This window comes from Streptomyces sp. NPDC012835 (genome assembly GCF_042900885.1).
Taxonomy (GTDB): Bacteria; Actinomycetota; Actinomycetes; order Streptomycetales; family Streptomycetaceae; genus Streptomyces.
On record NZ_JBIBBW010000004.1, the window covers coordinates 158,543 to 175,319 of the forward strand.

Annotated in this window: 14 protein-coding genes and 2 riboswitches; of the genes, 6 read left to right on the top strand and 8 right to left on the bottom strand. The window is 71.7% G+C overall.

Annotated elements, in window-relative coordinates; all coding sequences use genetic code 11:
* Window positions 1-22: 22 nt before the first annotated feature.
* A riboswitch (cobalamin riboswitch) is annotated at window positions 23-201 on the bottom strand.
* 151 nt (window positions 202-352) lie between these two features.
* Window positions 353-1,348, bottom strand: coding sequence for an AraC family transcriptional regulator (locus ACFY6S_RS18930; protein ID WP_388818796.1), 996 nt, complete (start codon window positions 1,346-1,348; stop codon window positions 353-355).
* Between the two features lie 111 nt (window positions 1,349-1,459).
* Here ACFY6S_RS18930 and ACFY6S_RS18935 point away from each other — a divergent pair, with 111 nt between their 5' ends.
* On the top strand, window positions 1,460-2,446 hold the full coding sequence (locus ACFY6S_RS18935; RefSeq protein WP_388818799.1) for an NAD(P)-dependent alcohol dehydrogenase: 987 nt from the start codon (window positions 1,460-1,462) through the stop codon (window positions 2,444-2,446).
* Between the two features lie 229 nt (window positions 2,447-2,675).
* Here ACFY6S_RS18935 and ACFY6S_RS18940 read toward each other — a convergent pair whose 3' ends face one another.
* The 3 genes from ACFY6S_RS18940 to ACFY6S_RS18950 all read right to left on the bottom strand — a co-directional run bounded on the left by ACFY6S_RS18940 (window position 2,676) and on the right by ACFY6S_RS18950 (window position 4,582).
* The gene (locus ACFY6S_RS18940; protein WP_388818802.1) at window positions 2,676-3,194 is read right to left on the bottom strand and encodes a DUF4430 domain-containing protein; all 519 of its coding nucleotides are present in this window, start codon (window positions 3,192-3,194) and stop codon (window positions 2,676-2,678) included.
* Window positions 3,195-3,455: 261 nt separating this feature from the next.
* Complete coding sequence (locus ACFY6S_RS18945) at window positions 3,456-4,166, bottom strand: (2Fe-2S)-binding protein (protein WP_388818804.1); 711 nt, start codon at window positions 4,164-4,166, stop codon at window positions 3,456-3,458.
* Window positions 4,167-4,204: 38 nt separating this feature from the next.
* Window positions 4,205-4,582: a (2Fe-2S) ferredoxin domain-containing protein gene (locus ACFY6S_RS18950; RefSeq protein ID WP_388818808.1), complete on the bottom strand. Its 378-nt coding sequence runs from the start codon at window positions 4,580-4,582 to the stop codon at window positions 4,205-4,207.
* 63 nt (window positions 4,583-4,645) lie between these two features.
* Window positions 4,646-4,771: riboswitch (cobalamin riboswitch) on the bottom strand.
* Between the two features lie 321 nt (window positions 4,772-5,092).
* On the opposite strand from ACFY6S_RS18950, the gene ACFY6S_RS18955 reads away from it, so the two are divergent.
* Complete coding sequence (locus tag ACFY6S_RS18955; RefSeq protein ID WP_388818810.1) at window positions 5,093-6,568, top strand: glycoside hydrolase family 76 protein; 1,476 nt, start codon at window positions 5,093-5,095, stop codon at window positions 6,566-6,568.
* 20 nt (window positions 6,569-6,588) lie between these two features.
* Here the strand turns inward: ACFY6S_RS18955 and car are convergent, their stop codons facing one another.
* Entirely contained in the window at window positions 6,589-10,140 is a 3,552-nt protein-coding gene (gene car / locus ACFY6S_RS18960; RefSeq protein WP_388818812.1) for a carboxylic acid reductase, read from the bottom strand.
* Between the two features lie 507 nt (window positions 10,141-10,647).
* Between car and ACFY6S_RS18965 the strand changes: the two genes are divergently transcribed.
* The gene (locus tag ACFY6S_RS18965; RefSeq protein WP_388818815.1) at window positions 10,648-11,277 is read left to right on the top strand and encodes a TetR/AcrR family transcriptional regulator; all 630 of its coding nucleotides are present in this window, start codon (window positions 10,648-10,650) and stop codon (window positions 11,275-11,277) included.
* A gap of 119 nt (window positions 11,278-11,396) precedes the next feature.
* Here the strand turns inward: ACFY6S_RS18965 and ACFY6S_RS18970 are convergent, their stop codons facing one another.
* Window positions 11,397-11,978, bottom strand: coding sequence for a helix-turn-helix domain-containing protein (locus ACFY6S_RS18970; protein ID WP_388819801.1), 582 nt, complete (start codon window positions 11,976-11,978; stop codon window positions 11,397-11,399).
* 211 nt (window positions 11,979-12,189) lie between these two features.
* Here ACFY6S_RS18970 and ACFY6S_RS18975 point away from each other — a divergent pair, with 211 nt between their 5' ends.
* The 3 genes from ACFY6S_RS18975 to ACFY6S_RS18985 all read left to right on the top strand — a co-directional run bounded on the left by ACFY6S_RS18975 (window position 12,190) and on the right by ACFY6S_RS18985 (window position 15,504).
* A complete protein-coding gene (locus ACFY6S_RS18975; RefSeq protein WP_388818818.1) occupies window positions 12,190-13,182 on the top strand; it encodes an alpha/beta fold hydrolase in 993 nt (330 codons plus the stop codon).
* A 279-nt stretch (window positions 13,183-13,461) separates the two neighbouring features.
* Window positions 13,462-13,806, top strand: coding sequence for a hypothetical protein (locus ACFY6S_RS18980; protein ID WP_388818821.1), 345 nt, complete (start codon window positions 13,462-13,464; stop codon window positions 13,804-13,806).
* 447 nt (window positions 13,807-14,253) lie between these two features.
* Complete coding sequence (locus ACFY6S_RS18985; protein WP_388818824.1) at window positions 14,254-15,504, top strand: aromatic acid exporter family protein; 1,251 nt, start codon at window positions 14,254-14,256, stop codon at window positions 15,502-15,504.
* Between the two features lie 272 nt (window positions 15,505-15,776).
* On the opposite strand, the gene ACFY6S_RS18990 is transcribed toward ACFY6S_RS18985, so the two are convergent.
* Together ACFY6S_RS18990 and ACFY6S_RS18995 are read right to left on the bottom strand one after the other, a co-directional pair.
* Complete coding sequence (locus tag ACFY6S_RS18990) at window positions 15,777-15,905, bottom strand: LPFR motif small protein (RefSeq protein WP_388818827.1); 129 nt, start codon at window positions 15,903-15,905, stop codon at window positions 15,777-15,779.
* A gap of 117 nt (window positions 15,906-16,022) precedes the next feature.
* Window positions 16,023-16,718, bottom strand: a complete 696-nt coding sequence (locus ACFY6S_RS18995) for a TetR/AcrR family transcriptional regulator (protein ID WP_388818830.1) — start codon at window positions 16,716-16,718, stop codon at window positions 16,023-16,025.
* Between the last annotated feature and the right edge of the window lie 59 nt (window positions 16,719-16,777).

Consider the following 16,777-nt stretch of genomic DNA (forward strand, 5'->3'; position numbering starts at 1 on the left):
CGTGTCTGCTCCATCCTCGTGGACCACACGGAACATCCGCGGCCGGTATCCTGACTCCCGGATCACCGCGTGCCGCCCGCCTTCCCGGCAGACCTCGCCAGTGGCGTGTGGATGGCAGCACACTCCCCGGTCACAGTGGCGGGACCGTGCCGGTTTCACACCGGCTTCCCTGCACCGCGGACCTTGCTCACGACGATATAGTCGGACGTCCTAGTAAGTCCACCCCGCCACACACATCGGCGGGAAGCCGTCGCCCGCGAGAGCGGGCACGGCAGTAGCGTCGAACGCGCGCCCCGTCAGGCCCGGTCGACACGGCCGCGGCCCGTCCGTGGCCTCCGGCCCGCCCGCCGCGTCAGGCAGTCCTGTCCGGTGCCCCCCGTTCCGGTGCGGCGGCCTTCTCCCTCCCGTTGCCGCCCTCCCCCGACCCGGCGGCCCGCCCGACCGCCGACTGCCGCCAGGCCCCCGGTGACATGCCCTCCCTGCGCGCGAACGCGCGGCTCAGCGCCGTACCGGTGTCGTAACCGACCCTGACCGCGATCTCCTGCACACTCAGCGCGGTCTCCCGGAGCAGGACCTTCGCCCGGTACATACGCCAGGACATGAGGTAGCTCAGCGGAGTGTCACCCGCTTTCTCCTTGAACAGGGCGGCGAACGCCGAGCGTGACATCCCCGCCTTGCGGGCGAGCGCGTCAACCGTCCACGGATGGGCCAGGTCAGCGTGCATCTCCTCCATGGCGACGGACAGCCGCGGCTCCCGCAGGGCGGCGAGCCACCCGACGGAACCGGCGCCGACCGTCGCCCAGCAGGCCCGCAGCGCCTGGACGAACAGGACGTCGGACAGCCGGCTCGTGACGAAGCCGGCGCCGATCCCGGCCGCCTCGCTCTCCTGCGCGACGAGGTCGAACGTGGCGCGCAACAGCCGGCCCGACGTGTTGTCCGGACGCAGCCGGAACAACGGCGGCAGGAGCGCGAACAGCGGCTCGGCCGCCGCGGCGTCGAAAGCGAACCGGCTGGAGACGATCTCGGTCAGCTCGCCGTCGCCCCCGGCCCGCGCCACGTTGCCGGGCGCCCGGGCGAACACCCCGTCGCAGTCGACGGCTTCGCTGCCCGGCGCGTCCTGGAGCGCGAAGTCCACACCCGCCCGGACCAGGAGGCAGTCGCCCGCCGTGAGGCGCTGCGGTTCGGTGAGGACGTCCGAGGTCAGCCGGCACGATCCGCTGGAGATCAGCAGCAGCCGGGCGAGGTGCCGGGGAGGGAACGAGATGCCCCACGGCGCACGCGCGTCCACCCGTACATACCGCGAGTTCTCGATCTTCATCGTGGTGAGGAGCTCGTCGACCGGGTCCATGCCCTCTCCTCTCCTGGACGATCGGAACCAAATCCCGGACGCGAGGATACATTCCGTCCAGCCGACCGGCGCTAGCGTGCAGGCATCGGTTCTACGGACGAGGGACGAGCGATGCGGACATTCCAGGTGAACGGCGACGGCGGACCACTCTCCCCGGTGGAGCGCCCGGTGCCCGTTCCGGCGGCGGGCGAGGTGCTCGTACGGGTCAGGGCCAGCTCGCTCAACGCGCGCGATCTGCTCATCGCCAACGGAAGATACTCGGTCGCCGTGCCGCCGGGGCGGGTCCCGCTCTCCGACGGCGCGGGCGTCGTCGAGGCGGTCGGGGACGGCGTCTCGCGGTTCCGGGCCGGGGACCGCGTCGCGAGCACCTTCCATCCGGGCTGGATCCACGGCCCCTTCGAGGGCTGGGGTGAGCTGTACGGGGTGCAGCGCGACGGATGGCTCACCGAGTACATCGCCGTCTCCGAGCACAGCGTGGCCGATGTGCCGGAGCATCTGTCCTTCGAGGAGGCGGCCACGCTTCCGTGCGCCGCGCTCACCGCGTGGTCGGCCGTGTCCGGGATCGGTCCGGGCGACACGGTGCTCGTCCAGGGGTCGGGCGGCGTGTCCGTCTTCGCGCTGCAATTCGCCCGCGCGGCCGGCGCCCGCGTGCTGGCCACCACCTCCAGTGCGGAGAAGGCCGAACGCCTCCGCGCCCTCGGCGCGTCCGATGTCGTGGACTACGTCGGCACGCCGGAATGGGGGGCGCGGGTACGGGAGCTGACCGACGGCCGCGGTACCGATCTCGTCGTGGAGATCGGCGGTGCCGGGACGATCTCCCAGTCGATCACCGCCGTCGCCCACGGCGGACGGATCTCCCTCGTCGGCAACCTCGCGGCGGGCGACGGCATGGACCTGACGCGGTTCTTCCAGCGCGGCGCGACGCTCAGGACGATCAGCGTGGGCAGCCGGAGCGACTTCGAGCGGATGAACCGGGTCGTCCGCGGGCACCGGCTGCGGCCGGTGATCGACCGCGTCTTCCCGTTCGAGGAGACCCCGGAGGCGTTCTGCCACTTCGAGACGGGATCACGCTTCGGCAAGGTCGTCATCAGCCACTGACGCGACACGGCGGAACAGGCCGCCGCCCTCGGCTCCCCCGGCCCTCCACTTCCGCCGGCCGGCATCGTGGGCCGCCCTGCGGCCCCAAGTGGTCCACGGGCCGCGCCCCGCCGGACCGTCTCGCGAAGGTTCGCGAGACGGTCGCCGGGCGGGCCCGTCCGCCGGAGCGGCCGTCACCGAGGACGAGGTACGGCCGTCCCCGGCCGGCGCGCCACGGTGAGCGGCGGGATCAGAGGGCAGTCCAGGTGAACGCCACCTTGTCCCCGGCGTTCAGCGCGAACTGGCAGCCGCCCACGGGGGTCGGGGTGCCGTTGACGGAGATGTTCCAGTAGGCGGCACCGCCACCGCTGACATCCTTGACGGTCTCGACGGAGAAGTCTTCGAAGGACGCATACCAGGTGCCGTCCCAGGTGAAGCCCCGCTTGCGGGCGGCGTCGTCGAGGGCGGCGGTCGGTGTCGGCACGGCGGTGGGATGGGCTCCGCCGTTGGTGCCGTCGCACCTGTGCGTGCCACCGGTGGCGGTGGTGACCTCGTGCCCGCGCGTCCTGATCCTCCCCTCGAAGAGGAGGCCGTCGGGCCCCTGCACGGTGACCGTGACCTTGACGGGCGCGTTCGTACCGGACGTGCCCGTGGCTCCGGAGGCGGGGGCGGCGTGCGCGGCGGACGGGGCGGCGGCGAGCGCCAGGCCGAGGGCCGTGGCGGCGATCAGGTGACGTGGTGCGCGGGAGACGCGTACGGTGCGCGGCATGGCGGAGCCTTCCTGGTGCGGGTCGGGCCCGCGGCACGAGGAACTCTCGGCTTCGCGCTGCGGACCATGACAGTGGCAAGCGGTGACGAGCACGCGCCGGGTTCCCCGACTCACGGCCCGAGGGCCGCTCGTGGTTGCGGGCCGGTGCCGGATTCCCACCGGTTCACCCCCCGGTCACGTGCGTGTGCGATGGTCGTGCCGTACGTGGTGACGCCCTTCCGTGTCCGTGGTCCTTCGGTCTCTCCGGGCGCGGAAGTCGCCTCATCCTAGGGCTGGTTCGGCCGTGTGGTCGGCAAGTCCGCAGTCTCCGCATTTCGAACCGTTCGGCGCGCGGTAGTAGAGGCAGCAGCTTCGGCGGCGGAACGCGAGGTCGGGGCCGGTGATCACTCCGGTGCCGGCCAGGCGTCCGGTGCCCAGCAGTGCGGCCGTGAGGTCGGTGAGCGGCCCTCGTACGGCGGGACGGGCCGCGAGCAGGGCGTGCGCGGCCCCGGCCAGCGCCGAGGCGGAGTTGCCGTCCAGCAGACGGGGGGCGACCTTGACGCGCAGTCCGTCGGCCAGTGCCAGCAGGTGACGTGTGACCTGCGTGTACAGGGCGCGGGCGGGATCGTCGTCCAGCCGGTCGACGTGCCGGCCGGCCGGACGGGGCACACGCAGGGCCGGTCCGTCGTCGGCTCGGTGCAGTCCCTCCAGGTCGAGGACGATCCCGTGCAGGACGACGCACGCCAGGGCCGGGGACCAGAGGCGGGCGGCGTGACCGAGCTGGGCGACGGAGACGTCGATGCGCGGTTCCGTGGTGTGGTGGCGGCGGGCGACGGCCTGCGCGAGATCGCCGAAACCCGCCGCGTAGGACCGGGCCACCGGATGCCAGCCGTCGTCCGGTCCGCCGACGTGCAGGGCGAAGAAGCCGCCGAGGCCCGCCACGTCACGCAGCGCGGCGGTGACGGCCGCGGCGGGGGCACGGGCTTCGTCCACGGTTCCTGCCTCTCCAGTCCGGCTCTCCGTCCGTATGGTCAGGGGGCCGTACGCCGTCGCGGTGGCCTGATGGTGTAGAGGTCGAGTATGTCCGGCCGGGGTGCGACGCCCGGCCCGCCGGCACGTGCCCAGGCGGCGATGTCCTCGGTCGCGTCCGGATCGTTGACCAGCCCCAGCCAGACGGGCCGGGCACCGGCGGCGCGGCCCTCGGCGGAGGGCTGGACGACGATGACGTTGGCCTGTTCGCAGACGTCCAGGCAGGCGGAGACCCGCACGGGCACCTGGGCGCGCAGCCGCGCGGTCTGGGCGGCGTGGTCGACGCCGGGTATCTTCGGGCTGCCGCAGCAGCAGTCACGGCACACGACAACCCGGCAGGGCGCCGGTTCGCGGCCGGGCGGGACGGTGTCGGCGGACATGCCGCATCGTTCCTCTCTTCCGGGGAGATCCGCCCCGGTGGTCCGTCGAGGAGGCGACCGCGTGAGTCTCCTGGCTCTCGGGTCGAGGCTCGCGCCGCGCCTTCCCACCCTGTGCGGGCAGTGGTCGTGTGCGGGGCTCGCTCGCCGATCACAGTGGCGGGACCGCGCCGGATTTCCACCGGCTTCCTCGGACCGCCGTCGCCTTGTTGCTCCGGCCATCCTTCCACCCCGTTCTCCCTGCTGTCAGCAAGGGGGCACCTCCCCGGCGCCCCGGAGGAACGTGATATCGCCAGGTCATCGACGGGACGGGACCCAGGAAGCCGATGGAGATCCGGCGCGGTCCCCGGAGTCCGCGTCCCGCGCGCTTCCGGTGACACCGCCCTCGCGGGAACGCCCGCGTACCGCGACCGCCTCCAGGGACGGGGGAATTCCCGACGCATTGACGTGGGCACGTCATTGCCATACGTTCCGGGTGCGCTCTCAGCCACCCCGCCGATCCCGGAGCCGCCCATGTGGAAAACGTTGTCGGTCCGGATGCGTCACCTGGTGGCACTGTTCGCCGTGGCGCTTCTCGTCGCCCTGACCCCCCAAGCCGTGGCCCCGGCGGCGGCCGTGGGCGCCGCCCCGACCGCGGCCATCTGCAACGCGTACTGCGACGCGCGCGACCCCGCGCTCTCGCCGCAGGACCGTATCCCCGTCTCCACCACGCTCTTCTCCCGCTCGATCGCCCTCCACTTCGACGACCGGGACGCGATGGGCTGGGCCTCGACGGACAACGGCAGCCCGGGCGACGAGGTCTGGCTCGACCGGTCCTTCGACGGCGGGCGCACCTGGAGCTCCGGCAGCCGCCTCGGCGCCACCGTCGTACCCGCCGGACAGCGCGGCCGGCGCACCCTCATGTACAACGTGGACGACTGGAACACCAACGGGGTCGGCGCCCTGCGCGCCTGCGGCAGGGCCGGCGACCGTACGGACATCGCCTGCACACCCTGGGCGCGCACGACCTGGAACGCGTGGGACCGCCGGACGGCCGCGGCCACGGCGCAGATGCAGTTCTACAACAACGGCACGGGGCTGTTCGACACCACCGGCTGGTGGAACTCGGCCAACGCGCTCACCGCGGTCATCGACAACATCCGCGTCTCGGGAATGACCAGCTATCGCTACGCCATCGCCAACACCTACAATCGCCAACTCAACGCTCAGGCAGGACAGTTCCGGAACGACTACATCGACGACACCGGGTGGTGGGGGCTGGCCTGGGTCGCCGCGTACGACGCGACCGGTGACAGCCGCTATCTGAACACCGCACGCGCGGACGCCGATCACATGGCCTCCTACTGGGACGGTGTCTGCGGCGGCGGTGTGTGGTGGAGCACCGCGAAGACCTACAAGAACGCCATCGCCAACTCCCTCTACATCCAGCTCAACGCGGCCCTGCACAACCGCGTACCCGGCGACACCGTCCATCTGGGCCGGGCCCGCGCCGGCTGGTCGTGGTTCCAGGGGACCGGGATGGTCAACGGTTCGCACCTGGTGAACGACGGCATCGATCTGTCCACCTGCCGCAACAACGGCGCCGCCGTCTGGTCGTACAACCAGGGCGTGCTGCTCGGCGCGCTCACGGAACTGAACCGGGCCACCCAGGACGCCGCACTGCTCACCACGGCACGGCAGATCGCCGACGCGGCCACCACCTCCCCGTCCCTGAACACCGGCGGTATCCTGCGCGATCCGTGCGAGGGCGGTGACTGCGGGGCGGACGGCCCGTCCTTCAAGGGCGCGCACGTCCGCGGCCTCGGCAAGCTCAACGCGGCGCTCGCCGACCACCCCTACACGGCCTATCTGTCCAGGCAGGCGGACGCCGCGTACGCCCGGAACCGCAATCCGCTCGGCCAGTACGGGCTGCGCTGGAACGGACCGCTCGACACGACGGACGCGGCACGCCAGCACAGCGCGCTCGACCTGCTGAACGCGGCGCCCTGACCGCCCTGCCGTCCGGGGGTTCACCGCTGGGGTCGGACGTTTCCTTGGAGGGGGTCCGGTACCGGCGATGTCCGGAGAAGGCCGAGCCGGTGCAGGTCGGCCGGATATTTGGCGATCAGTTCGGCCGACAGGTGCGGGATGCCGTTGTCGTCGCCGATCCCGGCCTCGCGGACGGCCTTCTCGAAGCGGTCGGCGGGGATGGCCGAGCCGCGGACGGGTTCGTCGGGGTGGCGGAAGGCGTGCAGGAGCGGCAGCAGCGAGTGCCGGCGCCGGTTCTCCGGCTGGGCCCGCAGTGCGGTGTGGAAGCGGGCGAACCAGTCGTCGTAGTCGTCGATGCGGCGGATCGAGTGGCCGGCCTCGGTGAGCCAGTCGACGAAGGTGTCGAGCGAGACGCCGTCGTCGTGCGGGTTGACCACGTTGTACGTCCGGTAGCCGCTGGTGACGGCCGCGCCGAGGGTGTTGACGGCCTGGGCGACGAAATCGACGGGCAGGCCGTCGTAGTGCGCCCACCGCCGCTCCCCCTCCGGGTCCGTACGGTAGAACGAGGCCGGTGCGATACCGGTGGTGACGAGGCTGAACAGCAGACGGGTGAACAGGTCGGGGACGTTGAGCTGGCCGCTGTGGCGGCGGTGGGCGAGGATCATGTCCGAGCGGAAGACCGTGACCGGCAGCCCGTACGCCTGGTGGGCCTCCCGCAGCAGTACCTCGCCGGCCCACTTGCTGGTCGCGTAGCCGGAGGCATAGCCGTCCGAGAGCGTGCGTACGGGGCTCACCTCGCGGATGTCGGCCCACTCGTCGAGCCGTGCCGGGTCGAGTTCGGTGGCCACGCCGACCGTCGACAGGTAGGTGAACGGCTTGATCTTCGTGGTGAGGGCGAGCCGGATCAGCTCGGCGGTGCCGACGACGTTGGGGCCGAACAACTGGTCGTACGGCAGGACGTGGTTGACCAGGGCCGCCGGGTGCAGGATGAGATCGACGTCCGCGGCCAGCCGGTCCCAGGTCTCCGGGTCCAGGCCGAGGCGTTCCTGGCCGATGTCCCCGGCGAGTACGTCGAGGTGGCGGGCGGCGAGTTCGCGGTAGCGGGGCAGGAGGTCGGGGTCACCGCTGTCGAAGGCGCTCTCCAGGCGGCGCCGTGCGTCCTCGGTGTCACGGCCGCGTACGACGCAGACCAGCCTGCCGCCGGTGGCGGCCGCCCGCTCCAGCCGGTCCAGGCACATGAACCGGCCCAGATAGCCGTTGGCGCCCGTCAGCAGCACGGTCCGCGCGGGGTCCTGCCCGGTGGGCCGCGGCAGCCGGCCGGCGCCGCCCGGTGTCCCCGCGCCGAGGAACTTCTCCAGCGTCAGATCGGTGGCCCGGGCCTCGGTGGCACCGGGTCCGTGCACGGTGGCGATCGACGGCCGCTTCGCTCCCGAGGTCCGCTCGGCCTCGATGTGGCGGGCGATCGCCCCCAGGTTGTTGCCCGGACTGAGCAGGAGACCGACCGGGACCTCGGTCCCGAAGATGTCCTGGAGCAGCCGGGAGAAGGAGAGAGCGGAGAGCGAGTCCACCCCCAGGTCGGTGAAGCGCGCGGTGGCGCCGAGATCCGCGGGTGAGCAGCCCAGCAGCGCGCTCGCCCCGCGGCGGATGGCCTCGAACACCGGCTGCCCCGCGCCCGCCTCGCGCAGGGCGCGCAGTGCCTCCTCCTGGCCGGTCGCCCCTTGTGCGTAGAGCGCTTCGAGGCTGTCGCCGTAACGGTCCTTGAGCCGTGGGCGCAGGTTCTTGCGGATGTCGGACAGGAGGCCGCCCTCAAGGGTGAACGGCTCGCTCTCGATCAGGAAGTCGCGCGGGATCTCGTACGGTTCCAACTCGGCCTCCCGCGCCACCTGTTGCAGGGCGGCGCTCAGGGACCGCCGGAGTTCTTCGGGACCGGTGGCCCGCCGTACGGCCTCCTGCGCGGGCACGATCACGGCGAGCAGGTAGGCGCGCTCGCTGTTGCCGTAGACGTAGATCTGCCGGATGAGCGGGCTGGTGACGAAGACGCTCTCCAGCCGGGAGACGGTGACGAACTCGCCCTGGGCGAGCTTCAGTACGTTGTTGCGGCGGTCCAGGTAGACCAGCTCGTCCGGGCCGGTCTCGGCCATGATGTCGCCGGTCCGGTAGAAGCCGTCCGCGTCGAAGACCGCGGCCGTGATGTCGGGCCGCTTGTAGTAGCCGGGCGTGATGTTCTCCGCCTTGATCAGCAACTCGCCCCGAGGGTGGGGCACGTCCGAGGTGAGGTAGCCGAGTTCGGGCACGTCGACGAGCCGGTACTCGATGACCGGGGGCCGCTGCACGTGCGAGTCGAACATGGCGAAGCCGAACTCGGTCGCCCCGTAGCCGTCGTGCACGGTCACGTCCAGGCAGGACTCGACGAACCGCTTCAGCTCAGGGGCGAGGGGCGCGCTGCCGCAGACCACCTCCAGCACCCGGCCGCCGAGGAAGCGTTGGCGCAGGTCCGCCTTGACCGCCGCCTCCAGCGCGTCCCGGTCGGTGAACTCCGCGGCCCGCCGGACCGATTCGCTCTGGAATTCCTGGAGCAGCATGTCGCAGATGCGGGGCACCAGCAGCAGCCGGGTCGGGCGGGCGAGCTTCATGTCCTCGAACAGGGTGGACATGTCATTCTTCGCCGTGAAGTACGAGATCCCGCCCCGGCCGAGGGTTCCGTACAGGGTGGCCCGGCCGGCCACATGGCTCATCGGCATGTAGTTGATGCCGATGGACGGCAGGTCGTCCCCGCCCGGCCCCCATCCGGCCCAGAGCCGGCGCACCATCCGTTCCGTGTAGATCGCGCCCTTCGGCGACCCGGTGCTGCCGGAGGTGTAGATGAGCAGCCTCATCGGATCCTCGTCAGGACCGGGCCGCGGCTCCTCCACGGCCGGCAGGGCGCGACCGCGCTCGGTCACCGCGGCGAGGGAGTCGATCAGGGTCAGCCCGGCCCGGGCCAGCCGGTCGCGCGCGGCCTCGAACCTCTCCCGTTCGTCGTCGATGTCCGGGTGGTAGTCGAAGACGACCAGTCGGGGCGCGGGCGTACTCGACAGCACCAGATCGACCGCGCCGTCGAGGACATCGATACTCGCGGCCAGCACGCGCGGTCGCACCTCCTCGATGACGGGTTCCAGCCGGGCGGCCGGGGTGCTCGACTGCAACGGCACGGACACCGCGCCCAGACGGAGGCAGGCCAGGTCGAGCACGGTGTAATCGATGCTGGTGAACCCGTACAGCGCGACGAAGTCCCCCGCGTGCAGCGGGTGTCGGTCGTCCCGGTGCCACTCGGCCGCGACCGCGCCGGCCCGCTCCCACGCCTCGCCGTAGGTGACCGTCTCGAACCGTGGCAGCAGCCGCGCGGTGGTCCTGCCCGACCCCGGGTCGGTCACCGCCTCTTTCACCCGCTCACCGAGGGCCGGGCGATCGGCGTATTCGTCCATGACCAGGGCGACAGTGCGGGCCAGACCGCCCTCGCCGTCGCGTACGGCCGCGCTGACCGACGCCAGGGGCAGCGTGCCACGCAGTTGCTCGTCGTCCGCGAGCGAACCGACCTCGGGTACCGAAGACACCACTTCTCACCGACTCTCCGTGAAGGGGGTTACTGCATGCAGGCGTTCGCCCCGATCGGGGCGAACGCGTCACAACCGACCAGGTGACAGCCGGGTCGGACGGGGCCCGGGGACGGGGCACCCCGGAGCCCGTGGGAGGAGCCGGCACGATGCCGGCGTGCGCCGTGCCGGGCGGGCAGCGACCGACCTGACCCGTCATCGGGCCGGGCGGCAGCGCGGGGACGCCGGGTTCGGGCCGGTCACCGTCACCGCGACCGCAGCCGGCGACCGCGGGGCCGCACCGTTGATCCGTTGATACGGGCGGCACTCCGGTGTCCGCTACGGACAGCTCGATGGATGATCAGTCCGGTGCGGCATCGGGTGAAGTGACTCATAGGCCGCACCCGTGGGGGGAGTTGACACAGCGCCTCCTGATGGGGGATCTCCGTGTACCCACCAACCATCCTGATTTCGTTACGAGTCTGTCAAGTAAAGCAAGGGCAAGGTACTCTCAATCGGATGCAAGGTATGGCCGAAAACGACAAGGGGACGGCCCCCGGAGTCAAGGGGCCCGGCAGGCCGCGCGACCCGGCCGTGGAGAGGGCGATTCTCCGGGCGACCGTCCAGCGGTTCGTGTCGGACGGCTACTCCCGCATGACCATCGGCGACATCGCGGCCGACGCCGGCGTCACCAGGCCCACCGTCTACCGGCGCTGGGCCAACAAGCACGACCTCGTCGTGGACGCGCTCGACTTCAACTTCCAGGAGGAACGCGAGCGCAACCCCCTCGCCCCGCTGGAGGAGCTGCCTCCGGCCGATGCCCTGAGGAAGGCGCTGCGGTACGCCGCTCCGGGCGGCCACACAGGACGCGGCATCACCGTCATCGGGCATGTCCTGGCCGAGGCCGAGCTCACTCCCGGCCTGGTGGAACTGGTGCGGCACCACGCGATCGCCCCTCGGGTGCGGCCCTTGATCGACACGCTCCAACGCCTGTACGGGGAGGGCGACCTGCGCCCGGACATCGACGTACACGTCATCGCGGACATGATGGTCGGAAGCTTCTACTCGTCCTACCTCCGCGGTGGAGATCAGGACCCGCACCTCCCGGACCGGGTCGTCGCCACCATTTGGCCGGTTATCGCTCGGCAGAAGGGGTGACAGGGGCGGCGCCCCGTCGAAGCGCCGTCCCCGCGCCGCCCCGCCGCCGGCAACCCGATCCGGCTGGACGGCGGCCGTGGTTGGCGCGGGCCGTCACGCGCCATGAGCCCCGCACTTCGTCACGGAGTTCCCCGGCCGGTGGGCGGCGGGGTGCGCGGTCGCAGTCTCTCTCCCTGGGGCCCGAACATGATCAGGTACTCGACCGGGCCGCCGCCGGGGCTGGCGTTCGTGACTCCGTGGGGGGTGCGGGTGTCGAACTCGGCGACGTCGCCGGCGGCCAGGACGAGGTCCTGCTTTCCGAGTGCGAGCCACAGCCGCCCGTACAGGACGCACAGCCATTCGTAGCCGTCGTGGGAGATCTGCCGGGGCCGCGTGGGCGGTTCCTCGACGGCGGGCAGGACGTGCTTGTGGGCGTGCAGGCCGCCCACGTACGGGGTCAGCGGCAGCACCCCCTTGTCGTCACCGAAACGCCGCAGCGCGACGGCGCGCGGCTCGACGGGAGCGGGCGCGGGGGCGGTGCCGGCCAGTTCGTCCAGGGAGATGCCGTACTCCGCGGCCAGTTGCAGCACCACCTCCAGGGTGGGCTTTCGCCGGCCGGTCTCGATCCGTGACAGCGTGCTCGGCGAGATACCGGTCGCGCAGCTGACGCCGGTGAGCGTGGCGCCGTGCCGCTCGCGCGCGGCCCGCAGCCGTGGGCCCATCGCCGCCAGCGTCTCGGCTGTTCCGTCGTCCTTCACTCCTGCACCCTTCTCACCGGCCGCGCCGCCCAGCACTGTCCTGCTCCTGCTCCTGCCCTGCCCTGCCCTGCCCTGCCCTGCAAGTTTGCCCGAATGGCAACGCTCATCGCGCCGGGGGCCGTCGCGTCGCATGATCGACCTGTATCCGCGCCACCCGCGAAACGAGGAGAAACCCATGCAGCACGCGCCGTCCGCCGCACTCCGCCACCGCACCGTCGAGACACCCGCCGGCCGGCTGCACCTGGTCGAACAGGGCACCGGTCCGCTGATCCTGCTCGTGCACGGCTTCCCCGAGTCCTGGTACTCCTGGCGGCTCCAGCTTCCGGCCCTCGCCTCGGCCGGATACCGGGCCGTGGCCATCGACGTGCGCGGCTACGGTCGCTCCTCCAAGCCCGCCGCGGTCGACGCCTACCGGATGCTGGACCTGGTGGCGGACAACCTCGCCGTCGTCCGGGCCCTCGGCGAGGAGACCGCCGTGGTCGTCGGCCACGACTGGGGCTCCAACGTCGCGGCCACCTCCGCCCTGCTCCACCCCGAGGTCTTCAGGGCGGTCGCCCTGCTGAGCGTCCCCTACGCGCCGCCCGGCGGCCCCCGCCCCACCGACGTCTTCGGCCGGATCGGCGGCCCCGAGCAGGAGTTCTACGTCTCCTACTTCCAGGAGCCCGGTCGCGCCGAGGCGGAGATCGAGCCCGACGTCCGGGGCTGGATCGCGGGCTTGTACGCGGCGCTGTCCGCCGACACCATGCCCGCCCCGGGCGAGCCCGACCCGCACTTCGTGACCCGCAGCGCCGGCGGCCGGATGCGCGACCGCTTCCCGGCGGGGAAGCTCCCCGCCTGGCTGACCGAGGACGACCTCGACGTCTACGCCGGGGAGTTCGAGCGCACCGGCCTGACCGGCGCCCTCAACCGCTACCGCAACATGGACCGCGACTGGGAGGACCTCGCCTCCCACCACGGCGCCTCGATCAAGCAGCCGTCCCTGTTCATCGGCGGCGCCCTGGACGCCTCCACCACCTGGATGGCGGACGCGATCGACGCCTACCCCGCCACTCTTCCCGGCCTGTCCGCCTCCCACCTCCTGGAGGACTGCGGCCACTGGATCCAGCAGGAGCGCCCCGAGGAGGTCAACCGCCTGCTGACCGACTGGCTCGCCACCCTCCGGGGCTGAACCGCCCGGCGGGCCGCCCGTCGCCCGTGCGAGCAGGGGCGGTGAGGTCACCGGGCCTGCTCGCACGGGCGACGGGCGGCCCGCCGGGACATCCGGCAGGGTGTCCTCAGCGTCACCTCAGCCCAACTTCCCGGGGCGCTGATCGACTCCATGGCCGTCGACTGCACCGCATCGCCCGCCGCGTCGACAGCAGCCCACGCCGCTGAGCAGCTGCGCGCGGCCGTCGACGCGTCCGTGGTGCGCGGCCAGCCTCCTTGACAGGAATTGGAGACTGGAACCGTGATCGTTCTCTTCGTCTTGAACGCGGTTCTCGCCGCGGGTGGCCTCTTCTTCGCGGTACTCGCCGCACTCCGCCCTTCGGTGCTCGTCACGGAGGGCGCGGAGGGCGTCGGCGTTCTTTTCTACGCACGGATGTACGCGGCCAAAGCCGTCCCACTCTGCGTGCTCGCCGCCGTCGTTCCGTTTCTCGCCACCGGAGTCGTACCCGGCCTGTGCCTGCTCGGGGCAGCCCTCTCCCAGGCGTTGGACGCGGCAATCGGGCTCGGGCGAAGCGACCCTCGCCAGGTCGTCGGCGGCACCGTCGCGGCCGCCGTGCATACCCTGGTCGCCATCCTGATCTGGTGACGAGCGCGATCACGCCGCTGCTGTCGAGCTGAGATCATCGCGCTGCTCACGTGCTCACGCGGCCTGCGGACACAGGCCCTCGGCCGCCCCGGCGAGAGGCATCGGGCGGGCAGCTCCGCACCCCGATCTCCTACGACGACGCCAAACGTCGGCCGACTCACCCGGCCCGGCCCCTCCGGCCAGGGACAGCATCCGTACCTCCACGCCGAGGGCCGCCCCGTCAACCGCAGCGGGGCACGGGCACGGGCCGCCTCTGTGCCGCGAACATCGGCGCGCCCGGAGGCGCACGTCGAGCACGGTGTGCCGCTCGCGCGCGTGCCACCCTGACGTGCGGCAGGAACCCCTCGGGCAGGGACCGTCCACGGGTGTCCGGGCGTGAGGTGGGTAGCAGGAGCACGGCGGGAGGCCGCGGTGGTGTGGCGAGGAACGATTCAGGGAGCGGACTGCGTGGCCGGGGTTGTACGGGTTCAGGGACCGCCCGCGGACCGGGGGCTTTGGTCGCGGGTGGTCCAGTGGTGGCGGCGGGCTCTCGTCTCCGACGGGCAGGAGCGGCAGACCGTCCTGATCACCGGCAAGTGCGCGCTGGCGGCCACCGTGGGCTGGCTGATCGCGCACGATGTGCTCCAGGCCCAGTCACCGGCGTTCGCCCCCTTCTCGGCCGTCCTGATCATGCAGGTCACCCTGTACCAGTCCGTCGTCCAGTCGCTGCGCTACGTCGGGGCGGTCACTGCCGGTGTCGCGGTCCAGGCCGCCCTCGGCGTCCTCATCGGGCCCCACGTGGTGACCTTCGTCCTGGTGACGCTGATCGCCCTGGCCATCTCGCGCCGGCCCGCACTCGGGGCGCAGGGCTCCCAGGTCGTCACCGCCGCGTTCTTCGCGTACTCCACGTATGTCGGTTCCAGCGGCGGGCAGCGGATCGCCCAGCTCGGCCAGATCGTGCTGCTGGTGCTCATCGGCTGCGGCGTCGGCATTGCCGTCAACATCGTGGTCTTCCCGCCCATGCGCTACCGCAGCGCCGAGTACGGCATCCGCAGCCTCGCCCATGCCCTGCACGAACTCGTCGACGACATGCAGCCCGCCCTCACCGCCGGCGAGCTGGGCCCGGAGCGGACCGGACACTGGCGCTCGCGCGCCCAGGCCACCGAAAGCCTCATCCCCCAGGCCCGATCCGGGCTGCGCACCGCGCAGGAGAGTCTCTACCTCAACCCGCGCCGCCTGGTGCGCCGGCAGTGGCGCTCGGTGACCCTGGACGGTTACCAACGCGTTCTGGCCGCCCTGGAACGCACGCTGTACCAGATCTCGTCGCTGACCCGCAGTCTCGACCAGTGGCAGCACAGCGACGAGGAGGACCGGGGACTCCACCCGGACTTCCTCCGCCGCTACGGTGACTTCCTCGCCTCCATCAACGAGATCTCCCGGGTGCTCGCCGCCCTCGACGAGGACACGCTCACGGACCAGGCCAAACATCTGTGCGCACTGGCGAAGAACGCCCAGAAGTGCCGCCACTCCCTCGCCGAACACGCCACCGACGAGAACCTCCCGCTCGCCGACCCCACACTCCCCTACGGAGTTCTGGTCGTGGAGGCGACCCGCCTCATGCAGGAGTTCCAGCACACCTGCGACGTTCTGCAGAGCTACGTCCACCAGACCGAGGGCAAAGACGCCACGGGCTGCGCGGGAGAAGACGAGAGGGCCTGAACAGGCCCCGCTGCCTACCCTCCGGCTCCTCCGCCCGCCGGGGCCCCCGGGGCACCTGGGGGCGGGCACGAAGGACAGGTCGCGGCCGACGGTCACACCTCCGCCTCCCTGGACACCACCCTGACCAGCGACGAGAGCGCATCCCCGCTCGCCACCGGATGATCCCCGGATATGCGTAAGGGGCGGACCCGTGACGTCACGGGTCCGCCCCTCTCGCGTATCCGACAGACGCGCCGACGCGCCACCGTAGTGTGCGTTGTCGACGGCACCCGTCAGTGGTGTCCGCGGGCAGTGTCGGCAGCGCCGCCGAACAGCCGCGCCACCGCCTTGAAAGGCAGGGTCACGACCGTGGCGATCGCCCCGCCGACGGCCCGGAAGACATCCGCGATGGCACTCAGCATGCTCGACTCCGTCCCGACATCCCGATGACGCCCGATAGGGTGTGCCGCTCGCAGCGGCCGTCTACCTGGCCCCTTCCCCCCACTCCGGGGAGGAAACACCGGAGGATGGGCCGTACGTCACTCGGTGCGGGTCACACCGCGGATGATGATCGCGAGTTCCGAGGCGAATGTCTCGGCGGGGTCGCCCTCGGGTTCTCCGGCGAGGATGCGTGCCATCGTCGGGTAGCGCCCGGTGGCGAGCTGCCGGCCGATGTAGGCGCCGACCGCCGCCTGCCACTGTGTCTCGTCGGCGCCGGTCTCCCGGCCGAGGCGCAGCTCGGTGACCTCATTGCGGACGGTGCCGATCAGGTAGGCGTTGAAGACCCCGAGGGCCGCCATGAGACGGTCGCCGCGGTTGGGGCCCAGGGCGCGGGCGAGGGCGGCGGCAGTGGCCTCCATCACCGTGAGAGCGTTCGGGCCCAGGTGCGGGCGGCCGCCGATCAGCTCGACGAACCATTCGTGGCGCAGGGCCCGATCCCGGGTGGCGACGGCGATCACGCGGAGCGCCTCCTCCCACTCAGCTTGATCAGCGAGGGCAGCCGCGATCTCGCCGTAGACGAACTCGGCCATCAGGTCGAGCAGTTCGTCCTTGGTGGCGACATAGCCGTACAGCCGCATCGGGCTGACGCGCAGCTCGGCGGCGACCTTGCGCATCGACAGCCCGGACAGTCCTTCGTCGTCTGCCAGTGCGACCGCGGCCGCCACGATCCGGCCCCGGTCCGTGGGCGCGATCGTCCGGCCGCGCGGTTCGGGGCGCTCCCAGATCAGATTCACGGCATTACCGTACGCCGTCCATTTCCGTACGGTGTACGGTAACTTCCGTACACCGTACG